Origin of the sequence: Luteimonas yanweni (assembly GCF_039548475.1) — a bacterium.
Lineage (GTDB): Bacteria > Pseudomonadota > Gammaproteobacteria > Xanthomonadales > Xanthomonadaceae > Luteimonas.
Genome location: NZ_JBCLVC010000007.1, coordinates 235,185 through 253,386, shown reverse-complemented (window position 1 = coordinate 253,386; position 18,202 = coordinate 235,185). Strand labels below are relative to the sequence as shown.

Below are 18,202 nucleotides of genomic sequence, written 5' to 3'. Positions count from 1 at the left end.
GCCGTGGAGGCAGGGGGGATGCCCAGAGCCGGCCATGGATGGCCGGCGGCCGGAACTGGGAGCAGGATGCGCATATTCCGGCTGGGCATCCCCCCTGCCTCCACGGCGGGCAGCGCACACCCTCCCGGAGCAATCATCCAAACCCGCGCAGTCGGGAGAAGAACATAAAAAAACCCCGCACTCTGGCGGGGTTTTTTTTCAATCCGGGCTTTGGCCAGCCCGCTGGAGCCCTCAAGGCCTGCGCGCGAGCTCCGCGTCGTCGCGCGCCTTCGGCAGCAGGTCCTGCTTGGTGACCTTCAGGAAGCCCATGCTCAGCAGCGGACAGGCGACCAGGATCGACGACAGGGTGCCGATCACGATGCCGAGCATCATCGCCAGCGACATGCCTTCGAGCGAGCCGCCACCGTACAGGTAGAGCGCCAACACGGTCAGGAACGCCACCACCGAGGTGATGACCGTGCGCGACAGGGTCTGGTTGATCGACGCGTTCAGCACCTCCATCGGCGGCGCGCGCATGCTCCGGAAGTTCTCGCGCACGCGGTCGAAGACCACGATGGTGTCGTTGATCGAGAAGCCCATCACCGACAGCAGGCCGGCGAGCACGGTCAGGTCGAACTCCTGGCCGCTGATCGCGAACCAGCCGGCCACGATCAGCACGTCGTTGAGCGTGGTGACGATCGCAGCGACCGCGAACTTCCACTCGAACCGGAAGCCGATGTAGATCAGGAAGCCGACAACCACGAACAGGATCGCGTACAGGCCGTTCCAGGCCAGGTCGCGGCCCACCTGCGGACCGACGAAGGCGCTGCCCTGGATGGTTGCGGGATTGCCGCCGGCTGAGGCCGCCTCGAGCACGTCATCCGCGGTGCGCGCCGTGCCGTCGGCGCTGGTCTCGCCGTCGCGCGGCTGCAGCCGCACCAGCAGGTCGCTGCCGCTGCCGAAGGTCTGCACCTGGGCACCGGGATAGCCGGCATCGGCCAGGCGCTGGCGCACGCCATCGACATCGGCCGGCTGCTCGAAGCGCAGCTCGACCACGGTGCCGCCGGTGAAGTCGAGCGCGTAGTTGAAGCCCTTGCCGGCGATCGCCGCGATCGTGGCGATGGTAAGCAGTGCGAACACCGCCACCGACACCCAGCGCAGGCGCATGAAGTCGATGTTGGGGGTGGCCGGGATCAGGCGCAGGGGAAAGATAGTCATGTGTCGTATGCCCGCGTCAGATGGCCAGGGTCTTGAGCTTGCGCTTGCCGCCGTACACCAGGGTGGCGATGCCGCGCGAGACGGTGACCGCGGTGAACACCGAGGTCAGGATGCCGATCACCATCGTCACCGCAAAGCCCTTGAGCGGGCCGGTGCCGAAGGCGAACAGCGCCACGCCGGCAAGCAGCGCGGTCATGTTGGAGTCGAAGATCGTGCCGGACGCCTTGTCGTAGCCGTTGGCGATCGCGCCCCGCGGAGGCATTCCAGCCCGCAGCTCTTCGCGTATGCGTTCGTTGATCAGCACGTTGGCGTCCACCGACATGCCGATCGACAGTGCCAGGCCGGCGAAGCCCGGCAGCGACATGGTGGCGCCGAACAGGCTCATCACCGCCACCACCATCAGCAGGTTGAGCAGCAGCGCGACGCATGTGAACAGGCCGAACATGCGGTAGTAGATGCCGAAGAACAGCAGCGTGAACACGAAGGCGTACATTACCGCGGTGGTGCCGCGCTCGACGTTCTCCTTGCCCAGGCTGGGGCCGACGATGCGCTCCTCGATGAAGTCCATCGGTGCGGCCAGCGAACCCGAGCGCAGCAGGCGCGCCAGGCCATCGGCCTCGGCCTTCTCCAGGCCCGTGGTCTGGAACTGCTTGCCGAACACGCCGTTGATGTTGGCCACCGAGATCACTTCCTCGTTGACGCGGAAGCTGCGCACTTCCTCGCCGGCGGCATTGGTGGTGACCTGCGGGACGCGCTCGATGTAGACCACGGCCATGGGCTTGCCCACGCTGACCGAAGTGAAGTCGAACATGCGCTGCCCGCCGAGGTTGTTGAGCGTCACGCTCACCGCCGGCATGCCGTTCTCGTCCAGCGTGGACTGCGCCATCACCATCTGCTCGCCCGAGGCGATCACGCGCTTGGACAGCAGCACCGGCATCGGCTTGCCGTCGATGCCGGTCTCGCGACGGTAGTACACGCGCGCTTCCGGCGGCACGTTGCCGCTGGCCACGGCGTCATACGGGTCGCCATCGATGACCGCGCGGTATTCGAGCGTGGCCGTGGCGCCGATCATGCGCTTGGCCTCGGCGGTGTCCTGCACGCCGGGCAGCTGCACGACCACGCGATCGTTGCCCTGGCGGGTGATCACCGGCTCGCCGACGCCGACTTCGTCGACGCGGTTGCGGAGCGTGGTGATGTTCTGGTCGATGGCGTCGGCCGAGATCTGGTTGAGCTCGGTCTCGGGCACGCGGATGGTGATGCGGTTGCCCACGGCCTGGCGCAGCAGGGTCGGCTGCGCGGTGGCCAGCAGCGTCATTGCCCGGTCGGCATCGGCCGCGTCGGCAAGCTGGGCCACGGTGGTGCCGGTGGCGTTGCGCTCCACCGAGTCGTAGCGGATGCGGTTGTCGCGCAGCACCGCGCGGACCTCGTCGGCATAGGCGTCCAGGCGCTTGTCCAGCGCCGCCTTCTGGTCGACCTGGAGCACGAAGTGCACGCCGCCCTGCAGGTCGAGGCCGAGCAGCATGGGCTTGGCGCCGAACCAGGTCAGCCAGTCCGGCACCGTGGAGGCAAGGTTCAGCGCGACCACGTAGTCGTCGCCAAGCTCCGGGCGCAGCGCGTCGGCGGCGCGGGTCTGGTCGTCGAGGTCCAGCAGCCGGACCATGCGCTCGCCGTCGTCGCTGGTGTCGATCGACTTCGCGGTGACGCCGGCGGCCGCCAGCGCCGCCTCGATCTTCCCGTCCAGTTCAACGCCGGTGGCGGCGCCGCGGTTGGAGGTGATCTGCACGGACGGATCCTGCGGGTAGACGTTGGGCAGCGCATACAGCGCACTCAACAGCACCACGAACAGGATGATGACGTACTTCCAGCGGGGAAATTCGAGCATGGTCGGTTCTTGCGCCAGGTCGTCCCGCGGGCGGGAGTGACGGATTCGGTTGCAGGCGCCGGTCGCGGCACGGCGCAGGCGCCGGCCGCGGTGCTTCCGGCGAGTGTCAGATGGACTTCAGCGAGCCCTTGGGCAGCACGTTGCCGATGGCGGTCTTCTGCACGCGGATCTCGACCTTGTCGGCGATTTCGACGTTGACGAAACTGTCGCCCACGCGGCGCACCACGCCGGCGATGCCGCCGCCGATCAGCACTTCGTCGCCCACGGCCAGCTTCTCGACCATGGCGCGATGTTCCTTCTGCCGCTTCATCTGCGGGCGGATCATCAGGAAGTACATGATCGCGAACAGCACGACCATCATGATCGGGAACTGCCAGGGGTTGGGCGCGGCGGGTGCTGCGGCCTGGGCGTAGGCGGGGGCGATCAGGAAGTCGAGCAGGTTCATTCGGGGCGGTCCGTTCGGAAATCAGCTGGCAAGTATGCCACGGCGACGTGGGAGGGCGTTCCAGCCCGCTGCGGGGGCATTGGATTCGGGGGCGGGTCGGGATCGGGTTCGAGTCCGGTTCTGCTGCGGCTCAGGGCATCCGGGCTGCAAGGAAGGACCGGCGGAAGGCATCAAAGGTTCCCGAGGCGATCGCGGCGCGCATGTCGGCCATCAGCTTCTGGTAGTACCAGAGGTTGTGCAGGGTGCCCAGGATCGGGCCCAGCATCTCGTTGCAGCGGTCCAGGTGGCGCAAGTAGGCGCGGGTGTAGCCGCCGCTGCAGGCCGGGCAGCCGCAGCCTTCCTCGATCGGGCGGGTGTCGCGCTCGTAGCGCGAATTGCGGATGCGGACGGTGCCGGTGGAGGTGAAATAGTGGCCGTTGCGTGCGTTCCGGGTCGGCATCACGCAGTCGAACATGTCCACGCCGCGGGCCACGCCGTCGACCAGGTCCTCCGGCCGGCCCACGCCCATCAGGTAGCGCGGGCGGTCATCGGGCAGCTGCGGGCAGGTGTGCTCGAGCATGGCGTTGCGCTCGGCCTCGGTCTCGCCCACCGCCAGGCCGCCAATGGCGTAGCCGTCGAAGCCGATGTCCTTCAGGCCCGCCGCCGAGCGCGTGCGCAGGTCCTGGTGCACCCCGCCCTGGACGATGCCGAACAGCGCCGCATCGTTGCCTTCATGCGCCCGCTTCGAGCGCTCGGCCCAGCGCAGCGAGAGCTCCATCGAGCGCTCGATCACGCGCGGGTCGACCGGCTGGCCGTCCTTCTGCACCGGCGGGCACTCGTCGAAGATCATCACGATGTCCGAGCCCAGCACCTTCTGGATGTGCATCGACTCCTCGGGGCCGAGGAAGACCTTCGAGCCGTCGGTGGGCGCCGAGAAGGTCACCCCCTGCTCGGTGATCTTGCGGCGGTGCGCCAGCGAGAACACCTGGAAGCCACCGGAGTCGGTGAGGATCGGCCCGTCCCAGCGCGCGAAGCCGTGCAGGCCGCCGTGGGCTTCGATGACTTCCAGCCCCGGCCGCAGGAACAGATGAAAGGTGTTGCCGAGGATGATCTCCGCGCCCAGCTCGCGCACCTGCCCCGGCAGCATGCCCTTGACCGTGCCGTAGGTGCCCACCGGCATGAACGCCGGCGTCTCGACCGTGCCGCGCGGAAACGCCAGGCGGCCCCGGCGGGCGGCGCCGTCGGTGGCAAGCAGATCGAACTTCATGCGGGACATCGGATACCTGGCTCCAATCGGGGGCGCCCATTGTCGCGGAAGCGCGCCCCAGCCGCGCGGCTGGGCATCGGGCCGAGCGACGGAAACGCTTTTGTCCTCCTCAATCGAAAGCAACCATCCCGTCGTCCGCCAGCCGCAGCCGCACCGGGTCACCGGCCACCAGTCCAAGCACGGCGGATGCGTCGTCCAGGTCGACTTCGACCACGGTGCCGCCGGAGAGGCGGAGGCTGGCGACGTGGCCGGGGCCGCGGAAAGCCAGGGCCACAAGCTCCGCCCGGACGGCGCCCTCGGGATCCGGCTGCAGGGCGTGGGGACGCAGCAGGACTTCGCCGCCGCGCGCGAGGCCCAGTGCAGCCGCGGGCACCAGCGCGCCGCGACCGATGAAGCCGGCGACGAAGCGGTCCCGCGGTCGGCGGTACAGGGCCTCGGCGCTGTCCCACTGCATGATCCGGCCGCGGTCCATGACCCCGATGTGGTCTGCCATGGCAAAGGCCTCGGCCTGGTCGTGGGTCACCATCAGCACGGTGGCGCCCGACGCCTTGAGGAGTTCGCGCAGCTCGATCGCGAGCTGCTGACGGGTGTCGGTGTCGAGGTTGGAAAAGGGTTCATCGAGCAACAGCAGCGCCGGGCCCGGGGCCAGCGCACGGGCCAGCGCGACGCGCTGCTGCTGACCGCCGGAAAGCTCGTGCGGATAGGCGCCACCGCGGTCGGAAAGCCCGACCAGGGCGAGCATTTCCGCCACCCGCGCCCGCCGTGCATCGCGTGACAGCCCGCGCAGGCCGAAGGCGATGTTGGCATCGACATCCAGGTGCGGGAACAGGGCGTAGTCCTGGAACATCATGCCGACGCGGCGCTTTTCGGGCGGCAGCAGCACGTCCTCCGCAGCGACCCGCACGCCGTCCACGTCGATGCTGCCCGCCTGCACCGGCTCGAAGCCTGCGATCGCGCGCAGCACCGTGGTCTTGCCGCAGCCCGAGGCGCCCAGCAGGCAGCCGATGTCGCCGGGGGCCAGCGACATCGACAGATCGTCGACCACCACCCGCGCAGCGGCGCCAGGCACCGGGTAGCCGACGCGGATGCCCGCGATCTCCAGCAGCGCATCGCTCACGTCATCTTCTCCCGTCCATAGCGCACGCCGGTGCGCGCCAGCAGCACCACCGGCAGCAGGCCGACGGCGACGATCAGCAGCGCCGCCACCGCGCCTTCCTCATAGGTCCCGCGCGAGGCCTCGGCGTACAGCCAGGTCGCCAGGGTCTCGAAATTCAGCGGGCGCAGCAGCAGCGTCGCCGGCAGTTCCTTCATGGCGTCGACGAACACCAGCAGCGCCGCCGCGGCCAGCGCCGGGCGCAGCAGCGGCAGGTGGATGCGGCGCAGCGTCGCCCCCGGCGCGTGGCCGAGGCTGGCCGCGGCCTGGTCCAGGCTGGGCGGGATGCGCGCCAGCCCGGCCTCGATGCCACCGGCCGAGATCGCCAGGAAGCGCGCCATGTAGGCCAGCACCAGCGCCACCGCGGAGCCCATCAGCAGCATCCGGGGATCCAAGCCGAACGCACCGAGCACCAGGTTGGCGCCGGTGTCGAACCAGGCCAGCGGCAGCAGCAGGCCGATCGCCAGCACGGTGCCGGGCACGGCATAGCCGAGGCTGCCGCTGCGCAGCGCGAACAGCGCCCCGGCGCTGCGCCGCCGGCCCTGCGCAAGCCGCATCGACCAGCCCAGCACCAGGCCGGCAGCCAGGGTGGCCACGGTCGCCGCAAGCGCCACGCCCACGGTATTGCGGACGCTCGCCAAGAGCTGCGGCGAGACGCCATGCTGGCCGATCCGTTCCAAGGCTTCCCAGGCCAGGTAGCCCGCCGGCAGCACGAAGCCGACCAGCACCGGGAATACGCCCAGCGCGATCGCCAGCGCCGCAGCGGCGCCGCGCAACCGCTGCGGGCGCATCGGCCGCGGCCGGTCGCCCACGGCGTAACGCTGGCGGCGGCGCGCGTAGCGCTCCAGTGCCAGCAGTGCGATGACGATCGCCAGCATCGCCAGGGCGATCTGCGCCGCGCCCGGCAGGTCGCTGCGCGTGACCCAGGTGGTGTAGACGGCCACCGTCATGGTCTGCACGCCAAGGAATTCGGAGGCGCCGATGTCGTTGAGGACCTCCATCAGCGCAAGCGCGGTGCCGATCGCGATCGCCGGCCGCGCCAGCGGCAGCGCCACCCGCCGGAACACCTGCATGGGCGTTGCACCAAGCACGCGCGCGGCGTCCATCAGGCCTGCGGCCTGGGTCATGAACATCGCGCGCGTGGTCAGGTAGGCATAGGGATAGAGCACGAAGCCCAGCAGCACGATGCAGCCGGCCAGCCCGCGGATGTCCGGCAGGCGGAAGTCGCGCGGGCTGTCGTAGCCGAGGATGTCGCGCACCAGGCCCTGCACCGGGCCCAGCGGGTGCAGCAGGTCGAGATAGGCGAAGGCGACGATGTAGGTCGGCACCGCAAGCGGCAGCAACAGCGCCCACGCAAGCGTGCGCCGGCCCGGGAAGTCATAGGCGGTGACCAGCCACGCGGCCCCGGTGCCGATCGCCACCACCAGCACGCCGACGCCGGCCAGCAGCGCCAGCGTGTTGCGCGCCGCCACAGGCAGCACGTAGCGGGCGACATGGCTCCAGAGACCGTCCTGGCCGCCCTGCAGCGCGGTCCAGGCCAGGGCCAGCAGCGGCGCGACCACGACCGCCGCGATCGCCACCGCGGCCCACTGCCAGGGACCTTCGGGCAGCAGTCTGCGCAGTCCGCGGCCGGATCGGCCGCGGACTACAGGATGCGCCGCATCCGCGGGGACTGCAGCCGCCGCCATTCCGCTGTGCCCTGGCGCCGCTGCGTCAGTTGTCGAAGCCGACCTTGTCGACCAGCGCGCTGGCCTCGCGGCGGTTCGCCACCACCTCGGTCAGCGGCAGCGGATCGATGGCGAGCTCGCCGAAGCTTGCGACCACCGGATCGAGCTCGACGCCGGCCTTCACCGGGTACTCGTAGTTGGCGCGGGCGTACAGGCTCTGCGCCTCGTCGGAGACCAGGTACTCCATCAGCTTCACCGCGTTGTCGCGGTTGGGCGAATGCGCCGCCAGCGCGGCGCCGCTGATGTTGACGTGCGTGCCGCCCCCGTCGACGTCGAAAGTCGGGCGGATGACCTTGATCGCCTCGCCCCACTGGTGCTGCTCGCTGCCCGGCTCGGCGTTCTTCATGCGGCCGACGTAGTAGGCGTTGGCGATGCCGATGTCGCAGATGCCGGCAAGGATGTCGCGGGCCACGTCACGGTCACCGCCGGCGGCCTTGCGCGCCAGGTTGTCCTTGACGCCGCGCAGCCAGGCCTCGGTGTCCTCGGCGCCGTGGCGGGCGATCATCGCCGCGAACAGGCTGGTGTTGTACGGATGCTGGCCGGAGCGGATGCAGACCTTGCCCTTCCACTTCGGGTCGGCGAGATCCTCGTAGTGGAACGATTCCAGGTCCAGGTCCTTATGCGCATACAGCACGCGGTCGCGCAGGCTCATCGCGAACCACTGGTCGTCGGCGCCGCGCAGATGGGCCGGGATCGCGGCTTCAAGCACGTCGGACTGCAGCGGCTGGGTGTGCCCGGCCTCCACCAGGTCGAGCATGTTGCCGGTGTCGACCACCATCAGCACGTCGGCGGTGGAACGCGCGCCCTCGGCGCCCAGGCGCTCGGACAGGCCGTCCTTCAGCAGCACGGTGTTGACCTGGATGCCCGACCCGGCGGTGAAGGCATCCAGCAGCGGCTGGATCAGGCCGGGCTCGCGGGTCGTGTACAGGTTGACCTCGCCGGCGTCCGAAGGCGTGGCGGCGGCAGCGGCCGGCGCGTCGCTCGCGGCCTGGTCGCCGGCCGTCGCGGCGGGCGCCGGCTCGGCGCCGCATGCGGCGAGCAGCAGGGTCGCGTAGGCGACGGCAAGGGCGGCGCGGGGCGCACGGAAGTGGATGTTCACGGGCATCTCCTGGTCACTGGATCGGGCCGGACGGGCCGGCGCAAATGAGAATGATACTCGACACGCACGTTTTCAGGGATTGCGGAAGAGCAGCATCGCGTCGCCGTAGGAGAAGAACCGGTAGCGCTCGCGCACCGCGTGCGCATAGGCCGCGAGCACGCGTTCGCGCCCCGCAAAAGCCGACACCAGCATCAGCAGGGTCGATTCGGGCAGGTGGAAATTGGTGAGCAGGATGTCGGCCGAGGTGATGCGGTAGCCCGGGACGATGAAGATCGCGGTCTCGCCCACGAACGGATGCATCTCGCCTTCCACGGTCGCCGACTCCATCGCGCGCACCACCGTGGTGCCGACCGCGACCACCCTGCCCCCGGCCGCGCGGGTGCGCCGCACCTGCTCCACCAGGGCCGCGCCGACGTTGATCCACTCGCTGTGCATGCGGTGCTCGCGCACATCGTCCACGCGCATCGGCTGGAAGGTGCCGGCGCCGACGTGCAGGGTGACGTGGCCGCTGTCGACGCCGCGCGCGCGCAGGGCATCCAGCAGCGCCTGGTCGAAGTGCAGGCCGGCGGTCGGCGCCGCCACCGCGCCGGACTCGCGCGCGAACACGGTCTGGTAGCGCTCGGCGTCGTCGGCGCCAGGCTCGCGCTGGATATAGGGCGGCAGCGGCATGCGCCCGGCCCTGGCCAGCCAGGGCTCCAGCCCGCCATCGACGTGGAAGCGCAGGTGGTGGAAGCCGCCGTCGCGGCCCACGACCTCGGCCACGCCGTCGCCGTCGAGTTCGATCAGGTTGCCGGGCTTGGGCGTCTTGCTCGCGCCCACCTGCGCACGGGCCTCGTTGCCGGGCAGCAGGCGCTCGATCAGGATCTCCACGCGCCCGCCGCTGCCCTGCTTGTTGCCGAACAGCCGCGCCGGGATCACCCGGGTGTCGTTGAACACCAGCAGGTCGCCGGGGCGCAGGAACCCCGGAAGCTCATGCACGTGGCGATCGTCGAGCCCGGCGTCACCCGACGGCACCACAAGCATGCGGCTGGCCGAACGCTCGGCCAGGGGCGCCTGGGCGATCAGCGACTGCGGCAGGTCGAAGTTGAAATCGGACTTCTTCAAGCGGGGCCTCAGCGTTGGAATTTGGTCGAAAGCAGCAGGGTCGAGGTGGTGCGCTCGACGCCGTCCAGCGCGCCGATGAGGTCGGTGAGCTCGTCCATGTCGCCGATGCTCGGCACCACCGCCATCGCCACCAGGTCCCAGGCGCCGTTGACCGAATGCAGCGCGCGCACGCCGGGCATCAGCCGCAGGGCCTGGACAACGCCGGGCGCCTGCTTGGGGAACACGGTGATCATGATCAGCGCGCGGACGCGTTCGCGTTCGTGGTCGTCGCTGACGCGCACGGTGTAGCCGGCAATCACGCCCATCCGCTCCAGGCGTTCGATGCGGCTCTGCACGGTGGTCCGCGACAGCTGCAGCCGGCGCGCGATCGCCGCGGTGGACGCGCGCGCGTCCTCGCGCAGCAGCGAGAGCAGGGCTTCGTCGGCGGGACTGAGCTTCATGCCGGGATTCTATCGTCGATTCGCCGAAATCAGCAGCATTTGCGCGCAGATCGCACCTACCAAGCGACGAACGCATGTCGATAATAGGGGCATCGCCCGGCAAACCGGCCGGCAGACGCACAGGAGATACCGCCATGACCGACCACGTGACCGCAGCCCTCGCCCCGCTCCGCGCCCGCAAGGGCCAGCGCCGCAGCCCCGGGCTGGACGACGCCACCGTGGCGCGCTTCGCCGCCGGCCATCCGGACCTGGTCACCGCCATCGACGCCGCCGCGGCCGAGTTCGCGCGCATCGAATCCGACTTCGCCGACCTCCTCGACCTCGACGAGGATGCGCAGGTCCAGGCCGTGCAGGCCGGCTACGTCAACTTCTATCCGCAGGACGGCGTGAATCCCTACGTCGCCCTGACCGCGCGTGGGCCGTGGATCGTGACCCTGAAGGGCGCGGTGCTGTATGACACCGGCGGCTACGGCATGCTCGGTTTCGGCCATGCGCCGCAGCCGGTGATCGACGCCATGGCCAAGCCGCAGGCGCTGGCCAACGTCATGACCCCCAACCTGTCGCAGCTGCGGCTGGATCGTGCGCTGCGCAAGGAGATCGGCCACGACGCCGGCGGCTGCCCGTATGCCGCCTTCATGTGCCTGAATTCCGGCTCGGAGTCGGTATCGCTGGCCGCGCGCATCGCCGACACCAACGCCAAGACCATGACCGACGCCGGTGGCCGCCATGCCGGCCGCGCGATCAAGCGCCTGGTGGTCAAGGGCGCCTTCCACGGCCGCACCGAGGCCCCGGCGTTGTACTCCGACTCCACCCGCAAGGCCTACCAGTGCGCGCTGGCCAGCTACCGCGACGAAGACAGCGTGATCGTGGTGCCCCCCTACGACATGGACGCGCTGAAGCAGGCCTTCGCCGACGCCGATGCCAAGGGCTGGTTCATCGAGGCGATGTTCCTGGAACCGGTGATGGGCGAAGGCGACCCGGGCCGCAGCGTGCCGGTGGAGTTCTATGCCGCGGCGCGCGAGCTCACGAAGGCGCACGGTTCGCTGCTGCTGGTCGACTCCATCCAGGCCGGCCTGCGCGCGACCGGTGCGCTGTCGATCGTCGACTACCCGGGCTTCGCGGGCCAGGAGGCGCCGGACATGGAGACCTATTCCAAGGCGCTCAACGCGGGCCAGTTCCCGCTGTCGGTGCTTGCGGTGAACGAGCGCGCCGCGGGCATCTACAAGCGCGGTACCTACGGCAACACGATGACGGCCAATCCGCGCGCGGCCGACGTCGGCGTGGCGGTGCTGGGCATGGTCACGCCGGAGGTGCGCGCGAACATCCGCACGCGCGGCACGCAGGCGCTGGAGAAGCTGGAGGCGCTGAAAGCCGAGCTGGGCGGGCTGATCACCAAGGTCCAGGGCACGGGGCTGCTGTTCTCCTGCGAGCTCGCGCCGGAGTTCAAGGGTTACGGGGCGGGTTCCACCGAGGAGTGGCTGCGTGAGAACGGCCTGGGGGTGATCCACGGCGGCGAGAATTCGCTGCGCTTCACTCCGCGCTTCGAGATGGGCGAGGACGAACTCGACCTGGTGGTGGCGATGGTGAAGCGGTCGCTGCAGGAAGGCCCGCGGGTCAAGGCCGCGGCCTGAGGCCGCGGACTCCGGGCCGACGACTCCAGGCCGCTGATTCCGGGCCGCCGCGAGTGGCGGTCCGGATGCCGCGGCCTACAGGGGCGAGGCTTTTGTGGGAGCAGCTATAGCTGCGATCCGGTCCTGCCTCGGCGATCGTGACTCCGCCGCCGCGACCCGGAAATAGCCAGGCAACCGGTCAACCCGACGATGTAGCGACGGGCGCAAGCGCGACAGGCCTATTCCCCGGGAGCTGGACCACCGGAATAGCGCCGCCTTGCGTCTTCGAGGATCACGCGCGCCTCCGCGGCATCGCCCCAGCCTTCCAGGCTGACGGGGTTATCGGCCTCCGGTGCGGGCAGCTGTTTGTAGACACGGAAGAAGGCCTCGATGCGCTCGCGATCGGCGACTGGCAAGTCGGCGAGGTCGCGGATGTCGGCATAGGCCGGATCGATATCATCCGCCGGCACGCCGACCAGCTTGTGGTCCATTGCGCCACCGTCGACCATCCGAAGCACCGCCACCGGCCGGAAGCGCAGCAACACGCCGGGTGGCAACGGAGCGCGTGCAAGGACCAGGGCGTCGAGCGGATCGCCGTCGCCTGCGAGCGTGGAAGGCAGCGCGCCGTAGCTGGCCGGATAGACGACCGGCATCGCGAGGAAGCGGTCGACGAAGACCAGGCCGCCTGGTGCGGTCTCGAACTTGGTGGCGCTGCCAGCCGGGATCTCTACCAGGAGGATGGATTCGCCACCTCCAGGCGCCGGCTGGGCGACCGACAGGGGGTCGCGGGCCGGGGACGCGTGCGCTGCGCCTGCGGAATTGCTCGCGAACAGGTCGGGCTGCGCTCCAAAGGCAAGCGGCGGCACCACCGCGGCGCACAGCGCCAGGTTCGCCACGGCTCGCCGCACGAGTGGACCGGCGCGCATCATCACGGCGCGCGCGATCACCTCGCTACTCCCAGCAGCGATCACGACGTCCCTTGAGGGTCGCCTCGCGCCCGCAGTCGCGCTGGTCGATCCGGCCCTCGCGATGCTCGATCAAGCCGCGTCCCGACTCGCGGTCGCCAACCAGCGAGAAGGCGTCGTACAGGCGGCCGGTGGCGGTGCGTGCTTCATAGCGCAGGGTGTCGCCATCAATGCGAACCACCTGGAACAGCTGGGTATCTTCCGCGACCGGCGCCATCGTTTCGCGCGCTTCCGGCGACAGCCGGTACTGCTTTGCACCGACCACGCTGACCACGTACTGGGGCGTGCCCTGCCCTTCGACCAGGCCTCCGCGACGGCCGTAGACGTGGTCGTGGCCCTGCAGCACCAGGTCGACGCGATGGCGCTCCAGCACCGGCAGGATCTGCTCGCGCAGCAGTGCGTTGTCGCGGTCCTGGCGCGGCGAGAACATCGGCTGGTGGATGGCGACGATCGACCAGGCCTGCGGGCTGTCGCGAAGCACGCCGTCAAGCCACGCGGCCTGCGCTTTGGCGGTAGCAAGATCCAGCGCCGAGGTGCCGTCGAGCACCACGAAGCGCGCGTCGTGCATGTCGAACCAGTACGTCGTGGCTTCTGCACCCGGCGCGCCATTGCCTGGCAGGTCGTAGACGTGCGGCCAGTGGTGGCCGAGGACGCGCCGCTCCTGCGGGGTGTCTTCGAACTCTTCGAAATACTCGTGGTTGCCGGTCACCGGCGCGACCAGCATGGTCGATGCCACCGGCGAGACGGCGTCGAACCACTCGCCCCATTCGTTGTCGTCCTCGCCGTCGCCGCCGCTGACCTGGTCGCCGGTGAACAGCGCCAGGCGTGCGTCGGGCGCGTGGCGCAGGGCTTCCAGGACCACGCGCGTGGAATGGCTGGCGTTCTTGTTCTGGGTGTCGCCGAAATAAAGGAACTCGAGCGCGCTGCCCGGCGCCGCCGCGGTGCGCAGCTGTCGCCAGGGGCTCCACCAGCCCCTGGCGCCCTGCACGCGGTAGGCGTAGAGCGTATCGGGCTCAAGGCCGGTGACCTCGACCTGGTGCTGGTGCGACAGGCGCTGTTCGATGTCGAACGCGCGCGTGGCGGCGCGCAGGCGCGTGGCCTCGCCCAGGTCCGGGGAGTCTCCGGCCAGCGCGAGTTCGAGCAGCGGCGCATCCACGCCAGCCGCGGTGCGCCACGACACCTGGAATCCGCGCGAAGGATCCGCCGCGGGCGAGGCCACGATGCGGTCCGGATGCGCCGCGGGCGCGTAGCGGGCGTCCCCCGCCGGCACCAGGGTGTTGGGTTCGACCGTGCGCCTGGAGTCAGCCAGGTCGCGCGCGATCGCGCTGGCAGGCAAGGCCACCGGCAGCGCGACCAGCGCCGCCAGCAGCAGGGTGCGCAGGGCATCCGTCACCGGCATGGACGCCGGCCAGGCAGTCGGCTTCAGCGTCAAGGCGCGCACGACCATCAGCGTGCGCACGCGGGCAGTGCAAGCGCCGAGGCGATCTCGCTCCAGCTGATCGCCACCGCGCCCTGGTCGTCATGCACGGCGTACAGCACGCCGTCGGGGAACTGCGTGGTCGGTGCGTCGTGCAGCCAGATGCCGTCGGTGTTGGCCACCGTCGGTCCGGCAACCGCCCCGGCGTGTGCCAGCGAATCGCGTTCGAACAGGTGGAACGCGGTGCGACCCTTGCCCTGCTCGGTGGTGATCCACCAGCCGCCGCCGTCGGCACAGGTCTTGAGCATGATGCCTTCGGCCTGGGCCTGCAGGAATTCGCCGCCGATGGTGCGGCCGCTGAAGTTGCCGGCCAGGTCGTAGACCTTGAACTCGTTGGCGTAGGTTTCGTCTTCCTCGGCCACCAGCAGGCGGTCGTTGGCGGCGTCGCCCCACAGCGATTCGACCACGCGCAGGGCGCCAGCGGGCGTGGTGTCACCGAAGGCGGCGATATGGCTGGCGCTGTAGCCGCCGCCCTCGCCCGCGGCTGCGAACGCAAAGCGGTGGACGCGCCGATCGAGCTCGGCCAGCGGCGGCAGGATGTCCTCGCCCCCGGCGTCTTCCCCGGCCATGTACGCGTCGGTGACGTAGACCTCGTAGCCACCGTCCACCGGGTTCACCCACAGGCCGTAGGGCAGCTGCAGCACGTCGGCGCCGAACTCGGCGACGGTCTCCATGCCCGGCAGGCGCAGCACCTGCACGCGGTGGTTGTCGCGCTCCACCACGAAGGCAAGGTCATCGGCGACAGCGATGCCGTTGGGGCGGTCGAACTGCCCCAGACCCGCGCCGCGTTCGCCGACGTGGCGCACCAGCGCGCCGGTGGCGCCGTCATACACCACCAGGCGATGGGTGGACTTGGCGGTGGCGAGCAGCAGCACCTGGCCATCGGGCCCGGTCCAGCTTGCGACCGAATCGATGTTGTCCTCCGGCGTCATCGGCGTGGCGAAGGCTTCCGGCACGGCCGCCGCTTCGGTCACGCCATCGCTGCGTGCGGCCTCACGGGCTCGATCGGCACGATCCTCCGCGTCCTCGGCCTGGGTGGCGGTGCCGGTGCCCGCGGCACCCGCCGGCCCCTGTCCTGCACCACAGGCAGCGAGGGCAAGTGCCAGGGTGCTGGCGGCCAGGACGCGCCAGCATGCTCGGCGGTTCGTGATGTCATGCATTGCGTTCATCCTCAGAAGTTGATCTTGACGCCAAGCGTGTAGCTGCGTCCGTAAAGCTCGTTCTGCAGCGTGAAGTCGCGCGAGCCCTGGTAGAGCTCCAGCGGTTCGTCCAGCAGGTTCGACGCCTCGAAGTACAGGCCCCAGTTGTCCGCCACCTTGTAGTCCAGGCTGAAATCGAGCTGGGTATTGGGCGCGACCCAGAGATCGTAGCGGGCGTCGTCACCGATCTCGTCGAGGTATTCGCTGCGGTGCACCGCTGCCAGTCGCGTGCTGATGCGCTCGTTCTCCCAGCCGATGTGGGCGCTGTACAGACGTTCGGACGACAGCGGCAGCGCGAACTTCTCGCCGGCGCGGTCCTCGGTGCCGGCGACGAATTCGGTGTCAAGCCATGTACCGCTCAGGCCGACCAGCAGGCCACCCCAGGCACCCGGCAGGAAGTCCAGCTTCTGCTGCCAGTTGAGTTCGACGCCGAACACCTCGGCGTCCTCGCCGTTGATCGGCCGGGTGACGTCAAAGCCCGGGAACGCCGGATCGCTGTCGGTCCAGGTCTCGACGATGTAGCCGTCGATCGACTTGTGGAAGATGCCCGCGGAGAAGATGCCCGATTCGCCGATGTAGCGCTCGAACGACAGGTCGAAGTTCAGCGACTCGTATGGATCGAGCTGCGGATTGCCCAGGCTGACCTCTTCGTCGTCGCGGTTGACGCTTGCGCGCGGCGAGATGTCGCCGAAGGTCGGCCGGGCGACAGTCTTGGTGACCGCGCCGCGCAGCACCCAGTCGTTGCCGGTGTCATAGCGCAGGTGCAGGCCCGGCAGCACGCTGGTGTAGGAACTCGAGGCCGAAGTCGGGCTGGCGGTGAGCGCGCCGTCTTCGTCAAGGTCCACCATCCAGCCGGTGGCGTCGAACTCCGTGCGCTCGACACGCGCACCGGCGATCACACGCAGGTTGCCGAAGTCCATCGTGCCCATCAGGTAGGCGGCAAGCACGTCTTCGCTCGCGGTGTAGTCCTCGACCAGCGAGATCATCGTGTTCTCGGCCACATCGCCGGGGCGCGCGGAGAACCCGCCGCGGTTGTCGCGCAGGAAGCGGCGCATTGCGCCCGAGGACAGGCCATCCCCCATATACCCGTGGCGATAGCCGGGCGACCCGGTGGTCCAGCTGCCGAGGTCGATGTCCGGCCCGATGCGGTACTCGGCCTCGTCGACGTTGACGTCACGATCGCGCCAGCGGCCCAGGAAGCCGCTCTTGAGCGTCAGCGCCTCGCCGGTCCAGGTGAAGTCGAACTTCGCGCTCAGCGACTCGTCATCCACCTGCTTAGGTCCAACCACCAGGCGATCCAGGCCGTAGTTGGCGTTGCGCAACCAGGCATCGCCACCGGCCGGATCGATGACGTCGAACGACGGCAGCCGGCCGGGGCCGACGCGGACCGACATGTCGTCCTCGCCCAGGTACTCGAAGCGCATCTCGACCTCGTCGTCCACGCGCTCGCGGGCCTTGGTATAGCCGAGCTGGTAGTCGAACTGCGCGCTGCCGCGGCGGTTCATGCCACCGACGCTGGTGGTGAAGGTGTCTTCTTCCTTCGTGCGGTAGCGCAGGCGGCGGCCGAAGTCGTCGGGCGAGATGCCCTCCACCATCCAGCTCTCGCCGTCGTAGCCGGCGATGTCGCCCTCGCCCACCGGGATGATGTGGTTCTGGCGGGTCTCGGCATCGGTGAAGTCGGTATACAGCGTGCGCAGGTAGTACCGGTTGTCGTTGTCCGGGCGCCAGTCCAGGTTGAGGTTCACGCCTGTGCGCTCGCGGTTGATCGTGTACTTGCGCTGCTGGATTTCGACCGGGGTCAGGCGGTCCCCGGTGACGTCCTCGAACTGGTCGTCGTATTCGACCTCGATGTTGTCACTCTCGTAATCGCGGTCCTGCCAGCTCAGCCCGAAGGCCACGCCGAAGGTGTCGTTGTAGACGTCGCTGAAATTGAACGCGGCCTTGGGGCTGGTCTCGCCGCTGAGGTTCTGATGGCTGGCCTCGGCCTTGAAGCGCATGTCGCGGCCGTTGCGGTCGAAGGCCGACGCCGACTCGACCAGGATCATGCCGCCAAGTGAATCACCCGGCATGTCCGGGGTCGGGGCCTTGACCACGGTCAGGCGCTCGGTGGAGTCCGACGGGATCACGTCCAGCGGCGCGGCACGGCTGCTGTCCTCGGGCGTGCCCATGCCGATGCCGTCCACCATCACCGAGTTCTGCGCCGCGTCCAGGCCGCGGATCACGACGTAGCGGCCCTCGCCCTGGTCGCGGGTGACGCTGATGCCGGGCAGGCGCGACAGCGACTCGCCGACGTTCTGGTCCGGGTACTGGCCCATGGAGTCGGCGGACACCGTGTCCTGGATCGCGTCCGACGCGCGCTTGAAGTCGATGGCGCGCATCTGCGACTCGAACTGGCCGCGGACCTCGATGGCTTCGAAGTTCACTGCATCAAGCGCAGCGGCCGTGGTGCCTTCGGCGGGCGGCTGGGGAGCAGGAACCTCCTGGGCCATGGCTCCGCCGGCGGCGGTCAGGGCCAGGGTGGTGACGATGGCGAGGTGCAGCGGATGGCGCTTGGTCACGGCGGGGGACTCGAAGTGTGATCGATGGGTGCACACGGTATTTCCGGCTTGTTTCAATCCGGTTACCGCGGTCACATGCCCGCCACGCGCTAGACTCTTC

At 69.5% G+C, this 18,202-nt stretch carries 14 protein-coding genes; 1 reads left to right on the top strand and 13 read right to left on the bottom strand.

The window, feature by feature from the left end:
- Positions 1–231: 231 nt before the first annotated feature.
- The 9 genes from secF to WCE39_RS04050 form a co-directional block, all read right to left on the bottom strand.
- Entirely contained in the window at positions 232–1,197 is a 966-nt protein-coding gene (gene secF / locus WCE39_RS04090; RefSeq protein ID WP_343275428.1) for a protein translocase subunit SecF, read from the bottom strand.
- 16 nt (positions 1,198–1,213) lie between these two features.
- Positions 1,214–3,079, bottom strand: coding sequence for a protein translocase subunit SecD (gene secD, locus WCE39_RS04085; protein ID WP_343275427.1), 1,866 nt, complete (start codon positions 3,077–3,079; stop codon positions 1,214–1,216).
- 106 nt (positions 3,080–3,185) lie between these two features.
- Positions 3,186–3,524 carry a preprotein translocase subunit YajC gene (gene yajC, locus WCE39_RS04080; RefSeq protein WP_343255374.1) on the bottom strand — a complete coding sequence of 113 codons (339 nt, stop codon included), beginning with the start codon at positions 3,522–3,524 and terminating at the stop codon, positions 3,186–3,188.
- A 130-nt stretch (positions 3,525–3,654) separates the two neighbouring features.
- Positions 3,655–4,779, bottom strand: coding sequence for a tRNA guanosine(34) transglycosylase Tgt (gene tgt / locus WCE39_RS04075; protein WP_343275426.1), 1,125 nt, complete (start codon positions 4,777–4,779; stop codon positions 3,655–3,657).
- Between the two features lie 100 nt (positions 4,780–4,879).
- Entirely contained in the window at positions 4,880–5,887 is a 1,008-nt protein-coding gene (locus WCE39_RS04070; protein ID WP_343275425.1) for an ABC transporter ATP-binding protein, read from the bottom strand.
- Complete coding sequence (locus WCE39_RS04065; RefSeq protein ID WP_343275424.1) at positions 5,884–7,503, bottom strand: ABC transporter permease; 1,620 nt, start codon at positions 7,501–7,503, stop codon at positions 5,884–5,886. The genes WCE39_RS04070 and WCE39_RS04065 overlap by 4 nt, the downstream gene beginning before the upstream one ends.
- Before the next feature lie 133 nt (positions 7,504–7,636).
- A complete protein-coding gene (locus tag WCE39_RS04060) occupies positions 7,637–8,749 on the bottom strand; it encodes a Fe(3+) ABC transporter substrate-binding protein (RefSeq protein ID WP_343275423.1) in 1,113 nt (370 codons plus the stop codon).
- Positions 8,750–8,821: 72 nt separating this feature from the next.
- Positions 8,822–9,853 (bottom strand): tRNA preQ1(34) S-adenosylmethionine ribosyltransferase-isomerase QueA, encoded by a 1,032-nt coding sequence (gene queA / locus WCE39_RS04055; protein ID WP_343275422.1) that lies wholly within the window; start codon positions 9,851–9,853, stop codon positions 8,822–8,824.
- A gap of 8 nt (positions 9,854–9,861) precedes the next feature.
- The gene (locus WCE39_RS04050) at positions 9,862–10,293 is read right to left on the bottom strand and encodes an Lrp/AsnC family transcriptional regulator (protein WP_343275421.1); all 432 of its coding nucleotides are present in this window, start codon (positions 10,291–10,293) and stop codon (positions 9,862–9,864) included.
- Positions 10,294–10,427: 134 nt separating this feature from the next.
- Between WCE39_RS04050 and WCE39_RS04045 the strand changes: the two genes are divergently transcribed.
- The gene (locus WCE39_RS04045) at positions 10,428–11,924 is read left to right on the top strand and encodes an aminotransferase class III-fold pyridoxal phosphate-dependent enzyme (protein ID WP_343275420.1); all 1,497 of its coding nucleotides are present in this window, start codon (positions 10,428–10,430) and stop codon (positions 11,922–11,924) included.
- Positions 11,925–12,142: 218 nt separating this feature from the next.
- Here the strand turns inward: WCE39_RS04045 and WCE39_RS04040 are convergent, their stop codons facing one another.
- Genes WCE39_RS04040 through WCE39_RS04025 form a run of 4 tightly spaced genes read right to left on the bottom strand, consistent with a single transcriptional unit; the run spans position 12,143 to position 18,102 of the window.
- A complete protein-coding gene (locus WCE39_RS04040) occupies positions 12,143–12,829 on the bottom strand; it encodes an inorganic diphosphatase (protein ID WP_452299561.1) in 687 nt (228 codons plus the stop codon).
- A 25-nt stretch (positions 12,830–12,854) separates the two neighbouring features.
- Positions 12,855–14,267 (bottom strand): metallophosphoesterase family protein, encoded by a 1,413-nt coding sequence (locus WCE39_RS04035; RefSeq protein WP_343275436.1) that lies wholly within the window; start codon positions 14,265–14,267, stop codon positions 12,855–12,857.
- 47 nt (positions 14,268–14,314) lie between these two features.
- Positions 14,315–15,505, bottom strand: coding sequence for an NHL repeat-containing protein (locus tag WCE39_RS04030; protein WP_343275418.1), 1,191 nt, complete (start codon positions 15,503–15,505; stop codon positions 14,315–14,317).
- Between the two features lie 11 nt (positions 15,506–15,516).
- The gene (locus WCE39_RS04025; RefSeq protein ID WP_343275417.1) at positions 15,517–18,102 is read right to left on the bottom strand and encodes a TonB-dependent receptor; all 2,586 of its coding nucleotides are present in this window, start codon (positions 18,100–18,102) and stop codon (positions 15,517–15,519) included.
- Positions 18,103–18,202: the final 100 nt, after the last annotated feature.

Bases quoted from the DNA above. Each gene is read 5' to 3' on its own strand.
- secF (WP_343275428.1), bottom strand. From the start codon at position 1,197: ATGACTATCTTTCCCCTGCGCCTGATCCCGGCCACCCCCAACATCGAC.
- secD (WP_343275427.1), bottom strand. From the start codon at position 3,079: ATGCTCGAATTTCCCCGCTGGAAGTACGTCATCATCCTGTTCGTGGTG.
- yajC (WP_343255374.1), bottom strand. From the start codon at position 3,524: ATGAACCTGCTCGACTTCCTGATCGCCCCCGCCTACGCCCAGGCCGCA.
- tgt (WP_343275426.1), bottom strand. From the start codon at position 4,779: ATGTCCCGCATGAAGTTCGATCTGCTTGCCACCGACGGCGCCGCCCGC.
- WCE39_RS04050 (WP_343275421.1), bottom strand. From the start codon at position 10,293: ATGAAGCTCAGTCCCGCCGACGAAGCCCTGCTCTCGCTGCTGCGCGAG.
- WCE39_RS04045 (WP_343275420.1), top strand. From the start codon at position 10,428: ATGACCGACCACGTGACCGCAGCCCTCGCCCCGCTCCGCGCCCGCAAG.
- WCE39_RS04040 (WP_452299561.1), bottom strand. From the start codon at position 12,829: ATGCGCGCCGGTCCACTCGTGCGGCGAGCCGTGGCGAACCTGGCGCTG.
- WCE39_RS04035 (WP_343275436.1), bottom strand. From the start codon at position 14,267: ATGCCGGTGACGGATGCCCTGCGCACCCTGCTGCTGGCGGCGCTGGTC.
- WCE39_RS04030 (WP_343275418.1), bottom strand. From the start codon at position 15,505: ATGCATGACATCACGAACCGCCGAGCATGCTGGCGCGTCCTGGCCGCC.